The sequence below is a fragment of the Stutzerimonas sp. NM35 genome, from assembly GCF_054604355.1.
In genome coordinates this window covers 2,819,885-2,841,931 of record NZ_CM137728.1, presented here as the reverse complement: position 1 = coordinate 2,841,931, position 22,047 = coordinate 2,819,885, and the positions used below count along the sequence as shown (strand labels likewise).

20 protein-coding genes and 1 riboswitch are annotated in these 22,047 nt (G+C 62.4%); of the genes, 8 read left to right on the top strand and 12 right to left on the bottom strand.

All coding sequences use genetic code 11. The features are described 5' to 3' along the window. Positions 1-2: 2 nt before the first annotated feature. From ACYCFC_RS13210 to ACYCFC_RS13195, 4 genes are all read right to left on the bottom strand, one after another. Complete coding sequence (locus ACYCFC_RS13210) at positions 3-317, bottom strand: c-type cytochrome (RefSeq protein WP_181083006.1); 315 nt, start codon at positions 315-317, stop codon at positions 3-5. A gap of 586 nt (positions 318-903) precedes the next feature. Next, complete coding sequence (locus tag ACYCFC_RS13205; RefSeq protein ID WP_181083007.1) at positions 904-1,779, bottom strand: ethylbenzene dehydrogenase-related protein; 876 nt, start codon at positions 1,777-1,779, stop codon at positions 904-906. A gap of 198 nt (positions 1,780-1,977) precedes the next feature. Beyond that, on the bottom strand, positions 1,978-2,586 hold the full coding sequence (locus tag ACYCFC_RS13200; protein WP_459651865.1) for a NapC/NirT family cytochrome c: 609 nt from the start codon (positions 2,584-2,586) through the stop codon (positions 1,978-1,980). A gap of 119 nt (positions 2,587-2,705) precedes the next feature. Next, positions 2,706-4,385 (bottom strand): cytochrome D1 domain-containing protein, encoded by a 1,680-nt coding sequence (locus ACYCFC_RS13195; RefSeq protein WP_181083009.1) that lies wholly within the window; start codon positions 4,383-4,385, stop codon positions 2,706-2,708. Positions 4,386-4,775: 390 nt separating this feature from the next. Between ACYCFC_RS13195 and ACYCFC_RS13190 the strand changes: the two genes are divergently transcribed. The 8 genes from ACYCFC_RS13190 to ACYCFC_RS13155 all read left to right on the top strand — a co-directional run bounded on the left by ACYCFC_RS13190 (position 4,776) and on the right by ACYCFC_RS13155 (position 12,243). Beyond that, positions 4,776-5,582 carry an AAA family ATPase gene (locus ACYCFC_RS13190; protein WP_459651864.1) on the top strand — a complete coding sequence of 269 codons (807 nt, stop codon included), beginning with the start codon at positions 4,776-4,778 and terminating at the stop codon, positions 5,580-5,582. Beyond that, the gene (locus ACYCFC_RS13185) at positions 5,566-6,153 is read left to right on the top strand and encodes a cytochrome c oxidase subunit 3 (protein ID WP_181083010.1); all 588 of its coding nucleotides are present in this window, start codon (positions 5,566-5,568) and stop codon (positions 6,151-6,153) included. Before ACYCFC_RS13190 ends, ACYCFC_RS13185 begins: the two co-directional genes overlap by 17 nt. 10 nt (positions 6,154-6,163) lie before the next feature. Continuing rightward, positions 6,164-6,415, top strand: a complete 252-nt coding sequence (locus ACYCFC_RS13180; RefSeq protein WP_181083011.1) for a cytochrome C oxidase subunit IV family protein — start codon at positions 6,164-6,166, stop codon at positions 6,413-6,415. A 680-nt stretch (positions 6,416-7,095) separates the two neighbouring features. Further along, positions 7,096-7,536 (top strand): c-type cytochrome, encoded by a 441-nt coding sequence (locus tag ACYCFC_RS13175; RefSeq protein ID WP_037023739.1) that lies wholly within the window; start codon positions 7,096-7,098, stop codon positions 7,534-7,536. Positions 7,537-7,539: 3 nt separating this feature from the next. After that, a complete protein-coding gene (locus tag ACYCFC_RS13170; protein WP_181083012.1) occupies positions 7,540-8,970 on the top strand; it encodes a cbb3-type cytochrome c oxidase subunit I in 1,431 nt (476 codons plus the stop codon). 103 nt (positions 8,971-9,073) lie between these two features. Continuing rightward, positions 9,074-10,918 carry a VWA domain-containing protein gene (locus ACYCFC_RS13165; protein ID WP_459651863.1) on the top strand — a complete coding sequence of 615 codons (1,845 nt, stop codon included), beginning with the start codon at positions 9,074-9,076 and terminating at the stop codon, positions 10,916-10,918. Positions 10,919-11,224: 306 nt separating this feature from the next. Beyond that, entirely contained in the window at positions 11,225-11,842 is a 618-nt protein-coding gene (gene ribA / locus ACYCFC_RS13160) for a GTP cyclohydrolase II (RefSeq protein ID WP_181083014.1), read from the top strand. Next, positions 11,839-12,243, top strand: a complete 405-nt coding sequence (locus ACYCFC_RS13155; RefSeq protein ID WP_459651862.1) for a hypothetical protein — start codon at positions 11,839-11,841, stop codon at positions 12,241-12,243. The genes ribA and ACYCFC_RS13155 overlap by 4 nt, the downstream gene beginning before the upstream one ends. Before the next feature lie 198 nt (positions 12,244-12,441). Here the strand turns inward: ACYCFC_RS13155 and ACYCFC_RS13150 are convergent, their stop codons facing one another. The 8 genes from ACYCFC_RS13150 to dxs all read right to left on the bottom strand — a co-directional run bounded on the left by ACYCFC_RS13150 (position 12,442) and on the right by dxs (position 21,996). Then, entirely contained in the window at positions 12,442-13,170 is a 729-nt protein-coding gene (locus ACYCFC_RS13150; RefSeq protein WP_459651861.1) for an ABC transporter ATP-binding protein, read from the bottom strand. Further along, positions 13,161-14,147, bottom strand: coding sequence for a FecCD family ABC transporter permease (locus tag ACYCFC_RS13145; protein ID WP_459651860.1), 987 nt, complete (start codon positions 14,145-14,147; stop codon positions 13,161-13,163). Before ACYCFC_RS13145 ends, ACYCFC_RS13150 begins: the two co-directional genes overlap by 10 nt. Next, a complete protein-coding gene (locus ACYCFC_RS13140) occupies positions 14,135-14,911 on the bottom strand; it encodes a substrate-binding domain-containing protein (RefSeq protein WP_459651859.1) in 777 nt (258 codons plus the stop codon). Before ACYCFC_RS13140 ends, ACYCFC_RS13145 begins: the two co-directional genes overlap by 13 nt. 213 nt (positions 14,912-15,124) lie before the next feature. Beyond that, positions 15,125-17,047, bottom strand: coding sequence for a TonB-dependent receptor (locus tag ACYCFC_RS13135; RefSeq protein WP_459651858.1), 1,923 nt, complete (start codon positions 17,045-17,047; stop codon positions 15,125-15,127). 104 nt (positions 17,048-17,151) lie between these two features. Beyond that, positions 17,152-17,365, bottom strand: a riboswitch (cobalamin riboswitch). Between the two features lie 37 nt (positions 17,366-17,402). After that, positions 17,403-17,927 (bottom strand): alpha-ribazole phosphatase family protein, encoded by a 525-nt coding sequence (gene cobC / locus ACYCFC_RS13130; protein ID WP_459651857.1) that lies wholly within the window; start codon positions 17,925-17,927, stop codon positions 17,403-17,405. Continuing rightward, positions 17,912-18,688, bottom strand: coding sequence for an adenosylcobinamide-GDP ribazoletransferase (locus ACYCFC_RS13125; protein ID WP_459651856.1), 777 nt, complete (start codon positions 18,686-18,688; stop codon positions 17,912-17,914). The genes cobC and ACYCFC_RS13125 overlap by 16 nt, the downstream gene beginning before the upstream one ends. Next, complete coding sequence (cobT, locus tag ACYCFC_RS13120; RefSeq protein WP_459651855.1) at positions 18,685-19,740, bottom strand: nicotinate-nucleotide--dimethylbenzimidazole phosphoribosyltransferase; 1,056 nt, start codon at positions 19,738-19,740, stop codon at positions 18,685-18,687. The genes ACYCFC_RS13125 and cobT overlap by 4 nt, the downstream gene beginning before the upstream one ends. Positions 19,741-20,103: 363 nt before the next feature. Beyond that, entirely contained in the window at positions 20,104-21,996 is a 1,893-nt protein-coding gene (dxs, locus tag ACYCFC_RS13115; protein ID WP_459651854.1) for a 1-deoxy-D-xylulose-5-phosphate synthase, read from the bottom strand. Between the last annotated feature and the right edge of the window lie 51 nt (positions 21,997-22,047).

Below are 22,047 nucleotides of genomic sequence, written 5' to 3'. Positions count from 1 at the left end.
CGTTACTTGAGGCTCAGAACCCACTCGGCGAGGGTCTTGGCTTCTTCTTCGGTTACGGCGTTTGGCGGCATCGGGATCGGACCCCAGACGCCCTGGCTGCCGTTCTTGATGTGGCCGGCGAGCAGATCGACAGCACCATCCTGGCCTGCGTATTTGGCGGCGACTTCCTTCAGCGCCGGGCCGACCATCTTCATGTCGACGTTGTGGCAGGCTGCGCAAGGCTTGCTCTTGAACAGTGCTTCGCCGTCCTGAGCCATGGCTGGTTGCAGGACCAAAGCGCCGCCCATGGCAAGCAATGGAATGAGAATCTTCTTCATGGTACTTCCTCAAGGCTAAGTGGGGGGTTCTTGAAGCCCGCCCCTGGGTGCCCGACATGACTTTGCCGGAACATGCACGTTAAATTTACCGGTTGGGCGAAGCAACCTTTTGTCCCTGATCATGGTTACGGTCGAGGGCGGTAAATTGCCCAGCATCCGGGAACTGTTGGCCACGGCTTGAGAATGCGGCAGCGGGGTAGGGCGCGTCCTTGACTGCAATCAACCTGGGCCTCGTCTCGTTGCAGGCGCAACGGCGGACGCGACAATCTGGCGCACGGGCGTGGGGATAAAGACAAGGCTACGTGTAGGCCGGGTCACGCTTGGCCGATCCGACAGGCGAGCGGCCAGGTAGGTTAAAGGCTGAGCTGACAGGCATGGATTGTTGGATTACGCCTTTGATTCGTCGGATTACGCCTGCGGAGACCCGGATTACGCCTTCGGCTAATCCAGGCTACAAAATATGGGGCGTCGTGCAATCTCGCAGGATGGAATCGCCGAAGGCGCTTCCGTCTAATTCTGCAGGCGAGGTGGGGCGGGACCGGCATTGCGCCGGTCCCGCACGATGTCGCTACCAGGGGTCGCCTGGTTACAGCTTGGAGGCGGTGATATCGCCTTCGGCGTCGATGCCCAGTTTGTAGCCGAGCGAGACATGGTGGAAACGACCGGTCGCGCTGTCGTCGTGGATGGCGAAGCCGAAGTTGTAGGTGTTGCCCGGCGTCAGGCTGACATCGCCTTCGCCACCGGCCAGCTTGCGGGTGAAGACCACGGACCAGGTGTCACCGTCGAGCTTGCCTTCGGCGCCCACCAGCGCCTGGCCACCTTCCATTTCGCGGTGGTCGGCGACATAGCCGTCGAAGGCCTTGTTCTCGCCGCTACGCCACTGGTTCAGGTCGTAGTAGATGCCATTGGCCAGCGAACCGTCCTTGACGTACTTGGTCTTGTTGTCGTCCGCGCCGGGCATGGTGCGGGCGTCGCCATGGCAGCTGGCCCAGCAGCCGGACTGCGCGGCCAGTTCAACCTTGTCGCCGGCTTCGAGCATGTAGGCGATCTTGACCGGGTTCTGCTCGTCCATCGCCGGGCTGCCGGAGGCCGCCGGCTGCTTCCAGGTAAAGCGCAGGTAGAGGTTTTCGCCGTCATGGGCGGCCTGGACGGTGGTGGCGATGAACGCAGCTTTGCCGGCAATCGGTGCGGGCTCGATCTTCTTGCCGCTGACGATCTTCTGGCCAATCTCGGCAAGCTCTTCGGAGTGGCAGGCCGCGCAGGTCTCACCCCTGCGCAGAACCCGCGCACCGCCGTGTTCGGTGCCTTTGGTGATCCATTCGACTGGCGACACGCCAGGGTAGAACACGCCGGTTTCGACGGCGGGCACGGCGCTCCAGTCGGCGGGCGCGGCCGCCAGGGCGTTGTGTGCGGCCAGGGCCAGTACGGCACTGACAGCACTGGCCATCATGGTCTTGTTCATATTCGGTTCCTCATCTCATCATCGATGCTTGGCTGGCCCGCCTGGAGGGCACCTCTAAAAACTACCTGCGTTGCCATCGCTGCGTTGAAAACAGGCTCAAAATGCTCATTTACAACTCGTAAACTGCGCTTTTTCGCCTGTTTTCGCCTTGCGCTGGCTGCCTCGCCTACGTTTTTAGAAGTGCCCTGGAACGGCTGGTCACTCTTCGTCTTCTTCGGTCATGCCTTCAGGCAAGTGGTGAGCAATCCCCTTGTGGCAGTTGATGCAGGTCATGTTGTCTTCGGCAGCCATCTTGTGCTGCATGCGTGCGCGCTGCTTCTGCTTTTCGGAACTCATGCTTTCCAGGCTGTGGCAGTTGCGGCATTCGCGTGAATCGTTTTTCTCCATCCGTGACCATTCGCGGCGCGCCAGGGTCAGGCGTTTGGCCTCGAATTTCTCCGGTGTGTTGATGGTGCCGGTGATCTTGCCCCAGACTTCCTTGGAGGCCTCGATCTTGCGCACCATCTTGTGCGTCCACTCCCTGGGCACGTGGCAATCCGGGCAGGTTGCGCGAACGCCGGTACGGTTTTCGTAGTGGATGGTTTCCTTGTATTCGGGATAGACGTTGTCGCCCATCTCGTGGCAGGAGATGCAGAAGGTTTCCGTATTGGTGGCTTCCATGGCGGTGTTGAAGCCGCCCCAGAGAATCACTCCTGCTGCAATACCCGCGATGAGTAGTGTGCCAAGTGAGTAGTGCGTACTTGGCCGGCATAAGAAGGCAAGGCGACTGGTTTTTTTGGGTGTTTCGTTGCTGTCATGGTCTTTCATGGGGTTCGTTCCTTGCCTGACCCCTGCGCCGTAGCGCAGGGGGCTTAGCAGGTAACCTGGGAACTGTCGGGCTTGACGCTGTGCCGCTGTGGTCAGGCCCGACAGGCTCTCAGGGCCGGTTAGTACACGTCATGCATGGTGTTGAAGACGTTGAACTTGCCGGTTGGGGTGATCACTTCCGGGCTGGTAATGACCGACTTGACCTTCAGTGTCTTGTCGTCATAAACCACAACCGCGGACTGGTCAGCCTTGCCGCCCCACAGGGAAATCCACACTTCGTTACCCGCTTGGTTGAACTCAGGCTGTACCGCACGGCGAATTGCAGCGCCCTGTGGCAGACCGGAGTCCTTGCCAACGTTCAGTACACGAGGTTCTTTGCTCAGGTCGTTCATGTCGAACACATAAACGGACTCGGCAATTTCACGCTCGGGGTTCATCGGCGCATCGGCCCAGAAGTTGGTGGATTTCGGGTGGGTCTTGACGAACAGGTTGCCCGCACCCGGCATCTTCAGCTCTTGCACCACCTTCCAGTTGTGCTCCGCATGCTTCTTGAACTTCTTCTCATCGGAAGGAGTAGAGATCAGGGAAACCACATCGTCACCCAGGTGACCTGTTGCCCAGACTGGACCAAACTGAGGGTGGACAAAGTTGGCACCACGACCCGGGTGAGGAATCTTGGCGGTGTCTACGATGGCAGCCAGCTTGCCGGTCTTGGTGTCAACCGCAGCGACCTGGTTGGAGGCGTTGGCCGCGACCAGGAAGTAACGCTTTGAAGCATCCCAACCGCCGTCATGCAGGAACTTGGACGATGCAATCGTAGTGGTTTTCAGGTTGTCGAGGTCGGTGTAGTCAACCAGCAGAATCTGTCCGGTTTCCTTGACACTCACGACCCACTCGGGCTTGACCGGGTTGGCAACAATAGAGGCAACACGTGGCTCAGGGTGATATTCGCCGTCCACGGTCTGGCCGCGGGTGGAAACAACCTTGATTGGCTCCAGGGTCAGACCATCCACAATGCCGTACTGTGGCGGCCAATAGGTACCACCAATCAGGTACTTGTCTTCGTAGCCCTTGTACTTGGACACGTCAACGGAGCGCATGTCAGAACCAAAGCGAACCGTTGCAACGGTCATCGGCTCTTCAGGCCACAGGTCAATGATGGTGGTCAGGCCGTCACGTCCGGTGGTGTACACATAACGACCGGATGCGGACATACGGGAGATGTGTACGGCATAACCACTTTCCAGAATCTTCCAGATCTTGTGGGTATCACCGTCGATCAGGGCCAGCTTGCCCGCGTCACGCAGGGTGACTGCGAACACGTTGTTCAGGTTGACCTTGTTCATCTGCTTGGTTACACGCTCTTCAAGCGGAACGATCAGGTTCCAGCTGTCTTTCATGTCCTGCAGGGAGAACTCTGGCGGAACGGGTGGCTCGTGCTGTAAATAACGGGCCATCATGTTGATTTCTTCCTTGGTCAGGATGTCGTCATAGTTGACCATCCCGCCCTCGGTACCGTACGCAATGATGTTTTCAAGGCGCGTGGTACCCAGCTTGAGCGTGCCGCCTTCGGTTTTCTGACCACCTTCGGTTTTTTCCCAGTGTGGCTCCAGGTTCTTGCCGGTGGCGCCCTTGCGCAGCACGCCATGGCAACCGGCGCAGCGTTCGAAGTAAATCTTCTTGGCGGCTTCTTTCTCTTCCGCCGTCATGTCGGGAGCGGCAGCCTGGGCGACCGCCAGGCCAAGCAGTGAGATGCCGGCGATCAGGCCAGCGAGTAAGGGTTTACCAACGTTGCTCATGGGTGTCTCTCCTTTTTGGAGCGCTTAGGGCGGCTCCTGCTAGTTACGACGGTATGGCAGTTCCTAGATGTTTCTTGTTGTGTGCGATTTCCATCCTAGAGAGGGCTCCGGCGAATGCGCTTGATGGCAATCAAGAGAGGTTTCGTGACCCCCCAAGCGTGACGCAGTGTCGCGGATGGAATGAAACGTGTAGCTAAAATCAGTCAAAAGACGTGAATGCGTATGCTTTTTTCGGGTGTGTGTCGTGGGGTGAGAATTCGGGGTGGCTTGCATTTCGATCAGGGCTTGACCGTGATCAAGCTTCGCCAGCGGATGGCTTGAGGGGAGGATGCGGTGACGGGTACTTTGGCGGCAGTCGAATTAACCAACCGTTGCAGTGAGGTATTGCCAATGAATGCGCCCGAGAACCTTGTCGGCATGTCTGACGCGCCGTTCTATCAAGCGCTGGGCAATGAGGAGGTACTGTTCGAGCAGGCCTGGCGGCATGGCATGCCGGTACTGATCAAGGGGCCGACAGGTTGCGGCAAGACCCGTTTCGTCCAGCACATGGCACATCGGCTGAATCTGCCGCTGTATACCGTGGCCTGTCACGATGACCTGTCCGCCGCCGACCTGGTGGGTCGCCATCTGATCGGCTCACAGGGCACCTGGTGGCAGGATGGTCCGTTGACCCGTGCAGTGCGTGAGGGCGGCATCTGCTATCTAGACGAGGTGGTGGAGGCGCGGCAGGACACCGCCGTGGTGTTGCACCCGCTGGCCGATGACCGTCGCGAGCTGTTCATCGAGCGCACCGGCGAGGCGCTCAAGGCGCCGCCGGGCTTCATGCTGGTGGTCAGCTACAATCCCGGCTACCAGAACCTGCTCAAGGGTATGAAACCCAGTACCCGGCAGCGTTTCGTGGCCATGCGGTTCGATTATCCGCCTGCTGCCGAGGAGCTGCGCATCGTCGCCAACGAGGCGCAGGTGGATGTCGAGCTGGCCGCGCAGATCGTCAAGCTGGGGCAGGCGCTACGCCGTCTCGAACAGCACGATCTGGAAGAGGTCGCCTCGACCCGCCTGCTGATCTTTGCCGCGCGCATGATCCGCTCCGGCATGAGCCCGCGTGAAGCCTGCATGGCCTGCCTCGCCGAGCCGCTGTCTGATGATGCGCAAACTGTCGCCGCGCTGATGGATGTCGTCGATGTCCACTTCAGCTGACGCCGCCAACGGGGTGAGCCGACGTCTGCCGGGCGACCTGGCGATGTGGTTCTTCATTCTCGTCGAGCTGTCGGCCTTCGCGATCCTGATTCTCGCCTTCGCCGTCACCCAGTTGCTGCATCCCGAGTTGTTCGCGCAAAGCCGCGCCGCGCTGGATAGCTCGACAGGGCTGGCGCTGACGCTCAGCCTGTTGACCTCGGGGCTGTTCGCCGCGCTGGCGGTGGAGCAGGTGCGCATGGATCAGTCGCGCCGCGCCGCCTGGCTGCTGCTGGCGGCGTTGCTGACGTCCTGCGTCTATGTGGTGCTCAAGCTCGACGAATACAGCCACCTGTCCAGCCTTGGGCTGGGCATGGAACACAACACCTTCTTTACCCTGTATTGGCTGCTGACCGGCTTTCACTTTCTGCATGTGCTGCTGGGCATGGTGATTCTCGGCTGGATGGCCGAACTCTGCCGGCGTCGCGCGTACAGCGCGCAGAATCACGCCGGAATGGAGTCCGGGGTGCTCTACTGGCACATGGTCGATATGGTCTGGGTGCTGCTGTTCCCACTGGTTTATGTACTCAACTGACGAGGTTGCGATGTCCGCTTCGAAAGTGTTGATTGGCTGCTGGCTCGCTCTGGCGGTGCTCTCCATCGCCACTGTTGTCCTGGGCAGCTCCGGATCGACCCTGTTGCTGGCCGTCAGCGTGCTGGCGGTTGCGCTGGTCAAGGCCTGGCTGATCTCCGACGGCTTCATGGAGCTGCGCCACGCGCCTCTCATGTGGCGGTTGCTGCTGTCTGCCTGGCCGATGGTAATGGCGGTCGGCATCCTGCTGGCGATGCTGCTTTGAGGTAGGTCGGATCGCGCTTTGCCGATCCGACGGCAGACGGTCTGGCACGCTATAGGCCGACGCCTCGCCCGTCGGGTTACGCCTTCGCAAACCCGGATTACGCCTGCGGCTAATCCAGGCTACGGCCTGCCAACCTTTACGTAGGTCGGATCGCGCTTTGCCGATCCGACGGCAGAGGGTCTGGTGCGTACAGGTCGACGCCTTGCCCGTCGGGTTACGCCTTCGCAAACCCGGATTACGCCTGCGGCTAATCCAGACTACGGCCTGCCAACCTCGACGTAGGTCGGATTACGCTTCACCGATCCGACGAGCAGACGGTCTGGCACGCTATAGGCCTACGCCTCGCCCGTCGGGTTACGCCTTCGCAAACCCGGATTACGCCTGCGGCTAATCCAGGCTACGGTCTGCCAACCTCGACGTAGGTCGGATCGCGCTTCACCGATCCGACGAACGAAGGTGAAGTCGAAAAGCCTTTCCGAGTGATCAGGTTTTAACGCTCCGCCGCGCGGGCCGTATGGACATGACAAGCGACCTTCACCCGCCATTTCTCGCCGCTCCCAGCCTCCGTTGCAGCCCCCTTTAATACCTGACCTGTTTGATCAGATGTTCTTGATTACCATCAAGCAGTTTTAGATAGCTGCCTTCTTAAACTGGCGACGCCAAGCCATGAGGAGGCGACCATGTCCGAGACCTTCACCAAGGGAATGGCCAGGAATATTTACTTTGGGGGAAGCATCTTCTTCTTCCTGGTATTCCTGGGCCTGACCTATCACACAGAGCAGACTTTTCCAGAGCGCACCAACGCTTCGGAGTTGACCGAGGCGGTAGTGCGCGGCAAGGAAGTCTGGGAAAACAACAACTGCATCGGCTGTCACAGCCTGCTTGGTGAAGGCGCCTACTTCGCGCCGGAGCTGGGTAATGTCTTCGTTCGTCGTGGTGAGGATGCGGCCTTCAAGCCCTTCCTGGCGGCGTGGATGAAGGCTCAGCCTCTGGGCGTACCAGGGCGCAGGGCAATGCCGCAGTTCAACCTGAGCGAGCAGGAAGTGGATGATCTGGCGGAGTTCCTCAAATGGACTTCGAAGATCGATACCAACAACTGGCCGCCAAACAAGGAGGGCTAAGAGATGAGCATCATGAATCCGCATCTCAAGTTCCAATCGCAGGCGGTCGCCAAACCCTACTTCGTGTTTGCTTTGATTCTGTTCGTCGGGCAGGTCCTGTTCGGCCTGATCATGGGCTTGCAATACATCGTAGGTGACTTCCTGTTCCCGCTGATCCCGTTCAACGTAGCGCGGATGGTTCACACCAACCTGCTGATCGTCTGGTTGCTGTTCGGCTTCATGGGCGCGGCCTATTACCTCATTCCCGAGGAAGCGGACCGTGAACTTCACAGCCCGAAACTGGCCATCATCCTCTTCTGGGTGTTTGCCGCAGCCGGTGTGCTGACCATTCTCGGCTACCTGCTGGTGCCTTACGCCGCTCTGGCGCAGATGACTGGCAACCACTTGTTGCCGACCATGGGACGAGAGTTCCTCGAACAGCCGACAATCACCAAGATCGGTATCGTGGTGGTGGCCCTGGGCTTCCTCTACAACATCGGCATGACGCTGCTCAAAGGTCGCAAGACCGTGATCAGCACGGTGATGATGACCGGTCTGATCGGCCTGGCGGTGTTCTTCCTGTTCGCCTTCTACAACCCGGAAAACCTGTCGCGCGACAAGTATTACTGGTGGTTCGTGGTGCACCTGTGGGTCGAGGGCGTGTGGGAACTGATCATGGGCTCGATGCTGGCCTTCGTGCTGATCAAGATCACCGGCGTTGACCGCGAAGTGATCGAGAAGTGGCTCTATGTGATCATCGCCATGGCGCTGATCACCGGCATCATCGGTACCGGCCACCACTTCTTCTGGATCGGTGCGCCTGTGGTCTGGCTGTGGCTGGGCTCGATCTTCTCCGCGCTGGAACCGCTGCCGTTCTTCGCCATGGTGCTGTTCTCGCTGAACATGGTGAACCGCCGTCGTCGTCAGCATCCGAACAAGGCCGCTTCGCTGTGGGCCATCGGTACTACCGTGACGGCATTCTTCGGCGCTGGCGTGTGGGGCTTCATGCACACCCTGGCCCCGGTGAACTACTACACCCACGGTTCGCAGCTGACCGCAGCGCATGGCCACCTGGCGTTCTACGGTGCCTACGCGATGATCGTGATGACCATGATCAGCTACGCGATGCCGCGTCTGCGTGGCCTGGGTGAAGCGCCGGATGCGCGTGCGCAACGTATCGAGGTCTGGGGCTTCTGGCTGATGACTGTGTCGATGGTTGCCATCACACTGTTCCTGACGGCCGCTGGCGTCGTCCAGATCTGGCTGCAGCGCATCCCTGCCGATGGTGCCGCCCTGTCGTTCATGAATACCACTGATCAGCTGATGATCTTCTTCTGGCTGCGCCTGATTGCCGGGGTGTTCTTCCTGATCGGCCTGGTCTGCTACCTGTACAGCTTCAGGCAGCGTGGACGGGTAACCGCTGACGATACGGTTCCAGCCTCCGCTGCAATCTGAGTCGGGTTGCGATGTGAAGTGACGGCCCGGCTGACCCAGCGGGCCGTTTCTGTTTTGCACTGTTTTGAAACGCACCGTTTTGAGGTGCACAGGGGTAAATGCCATGGCCTTTGCGATCGAAGTCGAAGAGTGGGTCGGTAGCGTCTGGCACCGCTTCATCACCCGCCGTGCGAACCCGGATTTTCCCGAAGCACGCGTCGAGCTGGAGAGCATGCGGCGCCCGCTGTCGGTGCTGTTTCGGGCCATGGGCGGCGCCAGTGGTATTGGTGTCGAAGCGGCCAATGCACGTGATCTGATGCTGCGGCGCAACCTGCTGCAACAGGTTGCCGGGACCTGCAAGCAATTGCCGGTGGCCTGGTGCGATGCGAGCAATCTGCGTTTGCCACAAAGCCTTGCGGTCTATCCCGAGGCCGAACTCAATCAGGATCTGTATCGCTGGCTGGCGCTGCTTGCGGCGCAGGCGGGCGAGATGCGTCACTGGGCGCGCGACAATCAGCGCTGGACCCAGTCGCTACTCCAGCAATATCCGGCCATGTGGCCACGCTATGAACGTCTGGTGGAGGCGCATCTGCTGCTGCGTCCCGATCCCGATACATTGTCCAAAGCCGAAGGCGCGCTGGAGCGTGCGCTGCGTCAGGCGTTGCGGGAACCCGGCAGTGTCGAGCAATTCCCGCGCAGCGAAATCGCCCCCTGGCCGTTGCCGATGTGGCTGTATCCAGCGGAAAACCTTGGCGTACCACAGGCCACCGAGCTGGCCGATGAAGATCCGGACAACAACCTGCAGGCGCCGGCCACCGAGCAGAAGGGCATGCGCAAGCGTGCCAAGCGCGTCGAGGAAAACTCCGGCAAGGGCGGCCTGATGCTGTTTCGTCTGGAGAACCTGTTCAGTTGGACCGAACACGTCGAGCTGGATCGCCAGAGCGACGACAGTGAAAACGAGGACGCCTCGCGCGTGGCCGAGGACCTCGATGAAATGGCCATGTCGCGCCAGCGCATGCGCAAGGGCGGCGGGCTGAAGCTGCACCTGGATCTGCCGCCGGCTGATGTCGACGATGTTCCGCTGGGCGAAGGCATCAAGCTGCCGGAGTGGGACTATCGCAAACAGTGCCTGCAGGAAAATTTCGTCAACCTGCAGATGATGTTGCCGCGCGGCTCCGAACCTTTGGGCTTGCCGCTGCGTCTGAGCCCGCTGGCGCGCAAGCTGCGCCGTCAGTTCGAGCACCTGCGCAGCGATCGCCAGTGGCTGCGCGGCCAGCCGCAGGGTTCGGAACTGGACATGCAGGCCTGGCTGGATTTCCATGTCGAGCGCCAGCATGGCCAGTGCGCCGAGCGTGGGTTGTTCATGGAGCAGCGTCAGAACCGCCGCGATCTGGCCTGCCTGCTGCTCGCCGACCTGTCGATGTCCACCGATGCGCACCTGGATGACGAGCACAAGGTCATCGACGTGATCAGCGATAGCCTGCTGCTGTTTGGCGAGGCGCTGTCGGCGGTCGGTGATGAGTTCGCCTTGTACGGCTTCTCCTCGTTGCGCCGCCATCAGGTGCGGATGCAGGAGCTCAAACGCTTCCGCCAGCCCTATGGCGACGAAACCCGTGGGCGCATCCAGGCACTCAAGCCGGGCTACTACACCCGCATGGGCGCGGCCATCCGCCAGGCCACCGAACTGCTCGGCAAGTGCAAGCAGCGACGCAAGCTGCTGTTGCTGGTGACCGACGGCAAGCCCAATGACCTGGATGTCTACGAGGGTCGTTACGGCGTCGAAGACACCCGCGAGGCGGTCCTCGAGGCCCGCCGTCAGGGGCTGCTGCCGTTCTGCATCACCATTGATAGCGAGGCGGGTGATTACCTGCCCTATATGTTCGGCGCGAATGGCTACACCCTGATCAAGGAGCCCCAGCAGCTGCCATTCCGCCTGCCACAGCTGTACAAGCAGTTGACGCAAAGGTGAAACCGCCAGAACGGCAGCCACAAGCCACAAGCCACAAGCTTCAAGCTTCAAGTTGTAGGGCCGAACTTGTTCGGCTGTTGTTCGGCTGCGCATCTTTGGCCGAATAAATTCGGCCCTACAGGTGGCGGTCGTCAGCTGTAGGCCGGGTCACGCTTCATCGACCCGACGAGCGGAACCTCGGTGGATGTAAAAAGCGACATCCACCCTACACTGGCTTGCAGCTTGCAGCTTGCAGCTTGCAGCTTGCAGCTTGCAGCTTGCTTCTGCTGTTACACTATCCGCTTTTCCGCTTCTGGAGTTTCTCCGGTGTCTGTCGTGTTCGTCGCCGCTTCCCAATTGCCGACGCCGTTCGGTGTATTCACCATGCATGGTTTTCTCGATCAGGACACAGGCAAGGAGCATGTCGTACTGACCATGGGTGACGTTGCAGACGGCAAGCCTGTGCTGGGTCGCCTGCATTCCGAATGTCTCACCGGCGATGCCCTGTTCAGCCTGCGCTGTGATTGCGGCTTCCAGCTGGAAGCGGCATTGAGCGCCATTGCCGACGAAGGGCGTGGCGCGTTGCTGTATCTGCGCCAGGAAGGCCGTGGCATCGGCCTGCTGAACAAGATCCGTGCCTACGAGCTGCAGGACCAGGGCGCCGATACCGTCGAAGCCAACGAGCGCCTGGGCTTCGCCCCGGACATGCGCGACTACGCGATCTGCCTGCCGATGCTAGACCATCTGGGCATATCTGAAATCAAGCTGATGACCAACAATCCGCGCAAGGTCAAGGCGTTGCAGGGGTTTGGCATCCGTGTCGCCGAGCGCATGCCGCTGCAGATCGCGCATAACCCGCACAACCGCAAGTACCTCGCCACCAAGGCCGGCAAGCTCGGCCACCTGCTCGGCGAAATTCATCAGGGTGAAGCCGAACAATCATGAAGCGTACCGAAGAAAGGACTCGACTGAACCGGCTCTGGTGGTTCTGGCTGGCGCTGTGTCTGCTGCCCTGGCTGTTGCTGGGGCCACTCGACGTCAACCTCGGGCTGCCGCCCATGGCGATATTCATCACTGGGCTGTTCGCCCTGTTCCCGAGCCTCAAGGCCTTTTCGGCCTTCAAGCGTGCACTCTTCGCACTGCAGGAGCGTGACCAGGCCGGCGAGCGTGAGCGCTGGGCCGCCTTGCAGAAGGCGCAGGTGCTGGGCCTGTACTGGGCTGCCCTGCCTGCCTGGTTGGCGGCGCTGGGTTCGCTGTCGGGGCTGGGCGGCGTGGCCTGCCTGCTGCTGGTCCTCGGCAGCCTGATGACCATCATTCTCTACCGCATCCCGAAGCAGGTGCTCTGAGCCCGTAGCCTGGATTAGCCGAAGGCGTGATTCGGGATTCCAACGTTCGTGGCATATCTCGGCCATCCGAGGCGCGATCCGGCTCGGTTCGTCGGGTCGATGAAGCGCGACCCGACCTACGAAATTGCCTCATGCTTTGTAGGTCGGATTAGCCGAAGGCGTAATCCGACGATCCGAAGGCGTAAACCGACAATTCACTCATCGCGGCTGGATGATCGGCGGCTGCACGGTGAAATCCACATGCACATCGACCTGGAACACCTCGGCCAGGTGTTCCGGCGTCAGCACCTGTTGCGGCGTACCGGTGCGATAAAGGCGGCCCTGATGCATCAGACACAGGCGGTCGCAGTAGCGCGCGGCCAATGCCAGATCGTGGATGGACACCAGCACGCCACGCCCTTCGCCAGCGTATTGCCTGAGCAGTTCGAGAATGTGCCGCTGGTAGTACAGGTCGAGGCTGGCCACCGGCTCGTCGGCGATCAGCACGCGCGGCTCGCCGGCCAGCACGCGGGCCAGCCAGACGCGGGTCTGCTCGCCACCGGAGAGCTGGTCGATGCGCCGGTCGCGCCACTGCCATACACCGGCCTGATGCATGGCATGGTGAATCCTGTCCGTATCCTCGTCGCCCCAGGGCAGGCGGCCCAGGGTCACGATGTTCGCCACGTTCAGGGCCCAGGCGCTCTGGCTGGCCTGTGGCAGCAGCGCCACCTGGCGCGCCCTTTCATGGATGCTCAAGCGCTGGCTGGGCTGGCCGCCGATGGCTATCCGGCCTCGATGCCTTTGCACGCCGGCCAGGCAGTTGAGCAGGGTCGACTTGCCCGAGCCGTTGGGGCCGATGATGCCCAGCACTTCACCGGCATTGAGTGCCAGATCGACGTCATGCAGGCGCTCGTCCACGCTCAGACCGTGGGCACGGATCAGCTCCATTTCTGCCGCTCCCGCCAGACCAGCCAGATGAACAGGGGCGCCCCGATCAGCGAAGTGAGCACTCCCAGCTTGAGTTCGCGCCCTGGCGGCAACAGCCGAACCACCAGGTCGGCGCAAAGCACCAGCGTGGCGCCGGCCAGCATCGAAGGGATCAACAGGCGATCGGGACGATGATTGACCAGTGGCCGAACCAGGTGCGGCACGATCAGCCCGACGAAGCCGATCGCACCGGCCACGGCCACCGCCGAGCCGACCAGCACCGCGGCACCGAGGACGATCAGCCGGCTGCCGCGTTTGACGTTCAGCCCGAGGCTCTGCGCGACCTGTTCGCCCAGGCTCAGGCCGTAGAGCAGGGGCCGCTGGCGCAGGATCAGCAGGCTGCCGATCAACAGCGCCGGCAGCAGGATGCGCAGGTGATCAAGCCCGCGTTCGGACACCGAGCCCAGCAGCCAGAACACCAGTTCCTGCATGGCGAAGGGATTGGGCGCGAAGTTGAGCACCATCGCCAGCGCGGCGCCGCTGACGGTGGAAATCGCCAGGCCGGCCATGATCACCATCGATGGACGCGAGGAGCCGGCCAGGGCCAGCATCAGGACCAGGGCGATACCGGCACCGAGCAGCCCGGCCAGCGCTGGCGCCATCTCGCCGGCGAAGGACAGCAGACCGAAATAGAACACCGCCGCCGCGCCGAGCGCCGCACCCTGGCTGGCACCGATCAGCCCGGGGTCGGCCAGCGGATTGCGCAGCAGCCCCTGCAATGCGGCGCCGGAGAGACCCAGCGCCGCGCCGACGCAGATGGCCAGCAGGGTGCGTGGCAGGCGGATATCACCGACCACGATGGCCTCCAGCGAATCTGCTCCACGCAGCCAGTCGAGCAGCCCGCCGGCCATGTTGACCGACGTCGAGCCCAGGCTCAGCGAGAGCAGGGCAGCGATCAGCAGCAAGCCGCCGAGCAATGGCGTGATCAGTCGAGCCATTGGTGCAATTGTCCTATCAGTTCCCAGGTCCATGGCCCCGGACATTGCCAGCGCCAGAATTCGCTGGTCAGCCAGCGCTCAGCCGGCACGCTCCTGGCCAGCGCCGGGTGTTCGGCGAACTGGTTGGCGCGTGCGCGATGCTTGGGCGCGGCCCACAGAATCGCATCCGGGGGATCGCTGGCGATCCGCTCCAGGTCCAGGCGCTGGTAACCGGGTTCGGTCAGGTAGTTGGTCCAGCCGGCGTGCTGGAGAATCTCGTGCTCCAGCGTGCCCTGTCCGGTGCCGATGGCGTTGGCGCCGAGCAGCAGCAGGCGCTGCGGCCTGGCCGGTCGGGGCATTGGGGCGGGCACGGTGCTGGCGAGCGTTTCCGGTAGTTGCAGGGCGCGCAGGAACTGTTTTTCGTACTCCACCACCTGCTGCAGGGTGCGCGGCAGCGGCAGCACCTGTGTCTCCACACCCAGACTTTCCAGGCGCTGGCGCAGTTGCGTCGCCGAAAACTGACCGGCCAGCACCAGGTCGGGTCGCAGCGCGAAGATCTGCTCCAGGCTGCCATCGTGCACTGGCCACTCGGGACCGATCCAGTCGATGGGGTAACGGTGTTGCAGCTGCGACAGGGCCACCACGTTGTTCCGGTCCGCATGATGGGCGATCAGCCAGTCCGCGCACAGGCCGAGGGAGAGGATGCGTTGCGGCGCGGCTGAATAGCCTGCGCCAGGAAGTATGCAGAACATGGCCAGGGCGATTTGAGCAATGCGATGGATCATTTGGCCAAAGGGTTGCTGGGGAATGAGAAGTCAGCACGTTACCTGAAAAGGCAAGGTGCTGACGGTGTAGGGCGGATCAATGCTTCATCGATTCGCCGGACGCAGGCTACGGCGCGTGGAATGCCGGGGACCTGCGTGTCGAGTCAGGCATCAGCCCCGGATTACGCCTACGGCTAATCCAGGCTACGGTCTGTGGCGCCTCGGCAAAGGCATTCAGAAACGGTAACCAACGCTTAGCTGTACCTCCTCCTCGGGTGCGGGATAGCGGCTGGCTGCGGTGGCGAAGGCATCGTAGCGTTTGCCGGTCAGGTTGTTGATCCGTAGTTTGGTGTTGAACTGCCTGTATTCATAGGCCAGAGCGGCATTGACCAAGGTGTAGCTGCCGGCCTTCTGCTGAACATTGGCATCGTCGCCAGAGTAATAGCGCTTGCCGGTATATACCGCCTCCACGTAGCTGCGCAGTCCAGGCAGGATTTCATAGCTCATGTGAGCACTGGCGCTGTGGCGCGACACCCAGGGCACGTCATTGCCTTTGAAGCTGCCGTCGCGGTACTCGGAATCGGTGAAGCTGTACTGACCACCGATACTCAGATCAGCGCTGAGTTGGCGTTCGGCTTCGAGCAGAACGCCCTTGCGCAGGGTCTTGTCCAGGTTGATGTTGGCGCCATCGAAGCCCCAGGCGCTGTTGGGGCCGGGTGCGGTCGGGTCATACATCAACTCGTCTTCCAGTTCCAGGCGATACACCGTGAGGCGGTATTGCTGAATGCCGTCGTTCCACTCGACGCCGCTTTCCCAGGATTCGCCGGTTTGCGGTTTGAGAAAGGTGACATCCGGCGAAGTAAAACCGTTTTCGTCGACATTGGCCCAGCGCAGAACGTCCTCGCGCCTGATGAATACGCGGGTCTGCTCGTTGGCTTGCCAGCTCAGGCCGATACTGCTGCTGCCTTCGCGATCACGATGCGCTCGGCTGGAAGCGGTGCTTTCGTCATCCGCTTCGCTGACGCGGTAACCGATCACCAGATTCAATCCATTCCCGAGATCCTGGCTGAACTGTGTGTACCAGTCGCGCAGAGTTTGTTGTGCGAGGGTGTCGCCCCAAGAAGCCAGGTACTCGTAATCGCTGGTGATATGGTCATGGCCCAGCAGCCATTCGGCTTGCCCGAGAGGAGAATCGAATCGGGCGGTAAGACGCGGGCTGATGGTTTCGATACGGGTGCCCTGGGTGAATTCAGAGCCGGGGCCGAAACTGCCGACTCCATCTTGATCGCTGTGGCTGTAGTCGAGGTGCGCACTCCAGACTTCACTCAGGCGCTGTTCCAGCGCCAGGCGATGAACCTGGCTTTTGCTGTCGTTCCAGGCCAGCGAGTTGCTCTGCTTGCGGTCTTGGCGGCGCTGAGCCAGAGAAAGTGCATTGGGAAAAAGCAGTTCGTCATCCACCGTCTGGTATTCATAAAACACGTGGCCGTTGTCGTGTTCATAACGCAGGCGGGCGAAGGCATTGCTGTAGTCGGCGTTGTTATGGTCGCGGTAATTGTCGTTGCTGCGGGTTTCGCCGCTCGCATACAGCGAGAAACCACCCCCGAGCTGCTGATGCAGGTGCCCGCGAAAGGCTTCATGGTCGTGACTGCCTCGGCTGGCTTCGACATAGGCCTCGTTGCTGGATGGGGTGCGCGTGATGATGTTGATGACACCGCCCACTGCCTGATCGCCATAGAGAACGGTCCCGGCGCCACGAATGATCTCGATCCGCTCGATATTCGCCAGCGGGACGCTGTTCAGGTCAGCGCTGGCCAGGGTCGGCTGATTCAGGCGGCGACCATCGACCAGGACCAGGGTGTTGTTGGCGGCATTTTCGCCGAAACCGCGCAGGCTGATGGCGGCGCGGTTACCGTCACCCATGGTGTCGCGAATCTGCAGGCCGGCCTGGCTGCGCAGTACATCGAGCAGGTCGCTGCTGGCACTGGCCTCGATCTGCTCGCGGTCGATCACCGCTACGCTGGCTGGGGTCGGCGCTTTCAAATTGGTCGCGCGGGTAATCACCATGGGCGGCAATTGCGCGCTGGAAGAGCTCTCATCGGCAGCGAGCGCCAGGCCGGGTGTCAGGGCGATGGCCAGGGCCAAACGGGACAGTTTCATCGGTCAAGAATCCTCAAAAGATCGAAGCACTTTTGAGGAGGGCAGGAACAAGCGTGGGTCCGGAATGCAGGTGGCCGCGCTTGACGGTGCTGCCCTCCGCAACACCAGTCGAATCCGCTCAGGCCGGTCTCCGGGCTCTCGACTCGCATCGCGCTCGCCTTCCCATGCCGGGGCACAGTGGCGTTTGAGCGAACGGCGATCCCTGGGATCGCGGTCGATTACCGTTGCGGGGGCAGCGCCGGGATTGTTCGATTGAACGCACCGGCTTCCCGTTTAATGCGCGTCTTGCGGCGGCACACCTGAATGGAAAACGCGCGCACCATAGCCGGCGGCAGGCTTGGGCGCAATGACAACGTCAGGATTGAGGCAGCAAAATGAGATCGCCATGGCCCACCGGCAGCCTGAACGCGGCGTCCAGCGGTTGCCCTGCGACCAGGTGATGCAGGGCGCGAATCGGCCCGGCGTGGGTCAGCAGGATGGCCTCCGTGTCGCCCAGCTCAGCCAGAAAGGCGCGCAGGCGCTCCAGCAGTTCGGGCAGGCTTTCGCCATCGGGCGGAGCGGCAGTCTGCCAGTTGTCGCCCCAGTGTCGTGCGGCGGGTGAGTCCAGTTCCGCCCAGGTACGGCCTTCCCAGTCACCGAAATTCAGTTCCTGCAGACGGGCGTCGATGCGGAAGGGAACGCCCAGCGTCTCGGCCAGGCTGCGGCAGCGCAGGCTCGGGCTGCTCCAGACGGGGGGCAAGCCCTTTGGAAACTGCCGTGCCAGCGTGTCGTGGACGGCACGCGCCTCTTCGGCAAAGCTCGCGGCCAGCGGTACGTCCAGCCGGCCATAGCACAGGCCGGTGGCCGCCACGCGGGTGTGGCGAATCAGACAAAGCGGCACAGCGCCAGGACTCCCAGCAGGAAGGTCAGCTCGCTCAGCTGTTGCAGCGCGCCCAGGCAGTCGCCGGTGAAACCACCGATCCACTTGCGTAGCCAGCGGGCGAACCAGAAACGCAGCGCGATCAATGGCAGCAGCGCCAGCCAGAGCGGCGCCGGTATCTCGATCCAGATAAAAGGCAGCAGCGCCAGGGTGGCTGCGACCAGCAACCCGGTCGCCGACATGCGCACCGCCAGCGGCTTGGCCTTGCCTTCGGGGCGGGCGTAGGCCTCGGTGAGCATCATGCTGGCGGCGTTGAGGCGGCTGAGCGTATGCGCGAGGATCATGATCGGGATGATGATCGTCGCTGGCAGCGCACTAAGCAGCAGGAACTTGCCCACCAGGGTGCCGATGAGTGCGCTGGCGCCGTAGGTGCCCAGGCGCGAGTCCTGCATGATGGCGAGGATGCGCTCGCGATCCCAGCCACCGCCCATGCCGTCCATGCAGTCGGCCAGGCCGTCCTCGTGGAAGCAACCGGTCAGCAGCAGGCCGAAGGCCATGCTCAAGAGGATCGCGACCGACTCGGGCCAGAGCAAGGTCGCGCCCCAGTAGACCAGCGCACAGAGCGCGCCGATCAGGGTGCCGATCAGCGGGAAATAGATCGCCGCCTGGTTGAGCTCGTCCTCGGAGTAGGGCACCCGGGCGGGAATCGGGATACGGGTGAAGAACTGCAGCGAGAGCAGGAGGCGATCGCATTCGCGACGCAGCAAGGGGCGTTCGTTCACGGCGCCGCCTCGTCGCTCACGCCGGCTTCCTCGAAGGAGGCCATCTCGTTGAGAAAGCCGCAGGCGGCCTGCAGCAGCGGCCAGGCCAGCACCGCGCCGCTGCCTTCGCCGAGGCGCAGGTCCAGTTGCAGCAGCGGCGTGGCGCGCAAATGCTCCAGCAGCAGCGGGTGGCCGCCCTCGTTTGAGCGATGGCCGAACACGGCGTAGCCACGCACCGCGGGCGCGATCTGCATCGCTGCCAGCAGCGCGGCGCTGGCAATGAATCCATCAATGACGATCAGCGCGCCTTTTTCCGCGGCACCGAGCATGGCGCCGGTCATCATCACCACTTCGAAGCCGCCCACCTCCGCGAGTACGTCGAGCACGTCGTGCGGACCTGGCCCGACGCGCGCCGCGACCGTCTCCAGGATGGCCACCTTGCGCGCCAGCCCGGTGTCGTCCAGGCCGGTGCCGCGCCCGGTACCGACAGCGATTGGCAGACCGGCGAGAAAATGCGCCAGCAGCGTGGCGCTGGAAGTATTGCCGATGCCCATCTCGCCGAAGGCCAGCACGTTGCTGCCTTTTTCCACCTCTTCATGGGCGATGCGCCGTCCGGTTTCCAGACCCTGCAGGGCCTGGGCGCGAGTCATGGCCGGGGCTGCCAGCGCATTGGCGGTGCCGAAGCCGAGCTTCTCGTGGCGCAGCGGCAGGTCGCTGGGGAAATCGGCATTGACCCCGGCATCCACCACTTGCAGGGCGAAGCCATGCTGGCGGGCGAAGCTATTGGTGGCCGCGCCGCCAGCGAGGAAGTTGTAGACCATCTGCGGTGTGACTTCCGGTGGGTAGGCGCTGACGCCCGCCTGGGCCAGCCCATGGTCGGCAGCGAAGATGGTCAGGCTTGGGCGCTGCAGCTTTGGGCTGAGTGTCTGCTGGACCAGACCGATCTGCAGGGCCAGAGTTTCCAGCTGTCCCAGCGCGCCCAGCGGTTTGGTCTTGCGGTCGATCTTGTGGCGCAGCGCAGGGATTAGCGCGGGATCGGGGGAGTGGATGGTGAAGATGGGTGGGGATGACATGAGGGCTCGTACCGGTTGTGCGGCCAGCAGGCCGGGTCGCAAGAGAGCTACAGTTTGGCGGGTTGTGCGGAAAAGCCCTTTGGCGTTTTCCACCCGTAGGTCGGGTCGCGCTTCACCGACCCGACGAGCGAACGCTCAGACGCTTCCAGGGGTGGTGTCTTGTTCGTTGGTTTACGCCTTCGGATCGTCGGATTACGCCTGCGGCTAATCCGACCTACAACTGCTACAGATTGCGCATGTAGGGCCGAGCGTGTTCGGCCTTTGTGACGCGGCGGTCGGATGAATTCGACCCTACAGGTTGGCAGGCCGTGAGCCATGTCGGGCGGGTGCAACCTGCCAGGTTCGTGTCTTGCGCTGCGGGTTTCACCCGCTCTGCGTCATTCGTGCGCGCACGGCGGTTTCAATTCCCGCCGCATCCAGGCCGCATTCTGCGAGCATCTGCGAGGGTTTGGCATGCTCGACGTAAATATCCGGCAGGCCCAGCTGCAACAGCGGCCTGACGATGGCCTTGGCGGCGAGGAACTCGCTCACCGCGCTGCCGGCGCCGCCCATGATGCTGTTTTCCTCGATGGTCACCAGCAACTCATGGGCGTCGGCCAGCTGCCGTACCAGGGCTTCGTCCAGCGGTTTGACGAAGCGCATGTCGACGACCGTGGCATCCAGGGTTTCGCCAACTTCCAGCGCTTCGGCCAACTGCACGCCGAAGACCAGCAGCGCCACTTTCGAGCCTTGGCGACGAATGACTCCCTTGCCGATTTCCAGTGGCTCCAGGCCGGGTTCGATAACCGCATTGGGGCCGGTGCCGCGTGGGTAGCGCACCGCTGCCGGGCCTTCGAACAGGTAGCCGGTGGTGAGCATGCGGCGCATCTCGTTCTCGTCGCTGGGGGTCATCACCAGCATGCCGGGAATGCAGCGCAGGTACGACAGATCGAAACTGCCGGCATGGGTCGGGCCATCCTCGCCCACCAGCCCGGCGCGGTCGATGGCGAACAGCACGTCGAGATTCTGCACCGCCACATCGTGGATCAACTGGTCGTAGGCGCGCTGCAGGAACGTGGAATAGATCGCCACCACCGGCTTGGCGCCTTCGCAGGCCATGCCGGCGGCCAGTGTCACCGCGTGCTGCTCGGCGATGGCGACGTCGAAGTAGCGCTCGGGAAAGCGCTCGCTGAAGGCTACCAGGTCCGAGCCTTCCTTCATCGCGGGCGTGATGCCGGCCAGGCGGGTATCAGCCGCGGCCATGTCGCACAGCCACTGGCCGAACACGTTGGAGTAGCGCGGGCCGGACGGCGGCTTGGGTTTCCTGGGGGCGTCCAGCGGTTCCAGCTTGTTGATCGCATGCCAGGTGATGGGGTCGACTTCCGCCGGGGCGAAGCCCTTGCCCTTCTTGGTCACCACATGCAGGAACTGCGGGCCGGACAGGTCACGCATATTGCGCAGCGTGGCGATCAGCGTCGGCAGGTCGTGGCCGTCGATGGGGCCGATGTAGTTCCAGCCCAGCTCCTCGAACAGGGTGCCGGGCACCAGCATGCCCTTGGCGTATTCCTCGGTGCGACGGGCGATCTCCCAGGCGCCGGGCAGGCGCGAGAGGACCTTCTTGCTGCCTTCGCGCATGCTGCTGTAGGTGCGGCTGGAGAGGATCTTCGCCAGGTAGTTGGACATGCCGCCGACGTTGCGCGAGATCGACATGTCGTTGTCGTTGAGCACCACCAGCATGTCGGCGCCGACTTCCGGCGCATGGTTGAGCGCCTCGAAGGCCATGCCGGCGGTCAGCGCGCCGTCACCGATCACGGCGATGGACTTGCGCTTCTGGCCCTGCAGACGGGCGGCGATGGCCATGCCCAGCGCGGCGCTGATGGAGGTGCTGGAATGGCCGACGCCGAAGGTGTCGTACTCGCTTTCGCTGCGACGAGGGAAGGCGGCCAGGCCGTCCTTCTGGCGCAGGCTGGCCATCTGCTCGCGGCGTCCGGTGAGGATCTTGTGCGGGTAGGCCTGGTGGCCCACATCCCAGACCAGGCGGTCGTCCGGGGTGTCGAAAACGTAATGCAGCGCGATGGTCAGCTCGATCACGCCAAGACCGGCACCGAAGTGCCCGCCGGTCTGGCCGACGCTGAACAGCAGATCCTGGCGCAGCTCGTTGGCGAGTTCTACGAGTTCCGCCTCGCCCAGGCGACGCAGCTGCGCGGGCGTGGCGGCGCGGTCAAGAATGGGCGTTTGGGGGCGAAGCCGAGGAATCTCATGGAACGTCTTGAGCATCGGGCGAATCGTTTTTGGCTGAAAAAAGAGCCGCAGTTTACCCGATGGGCT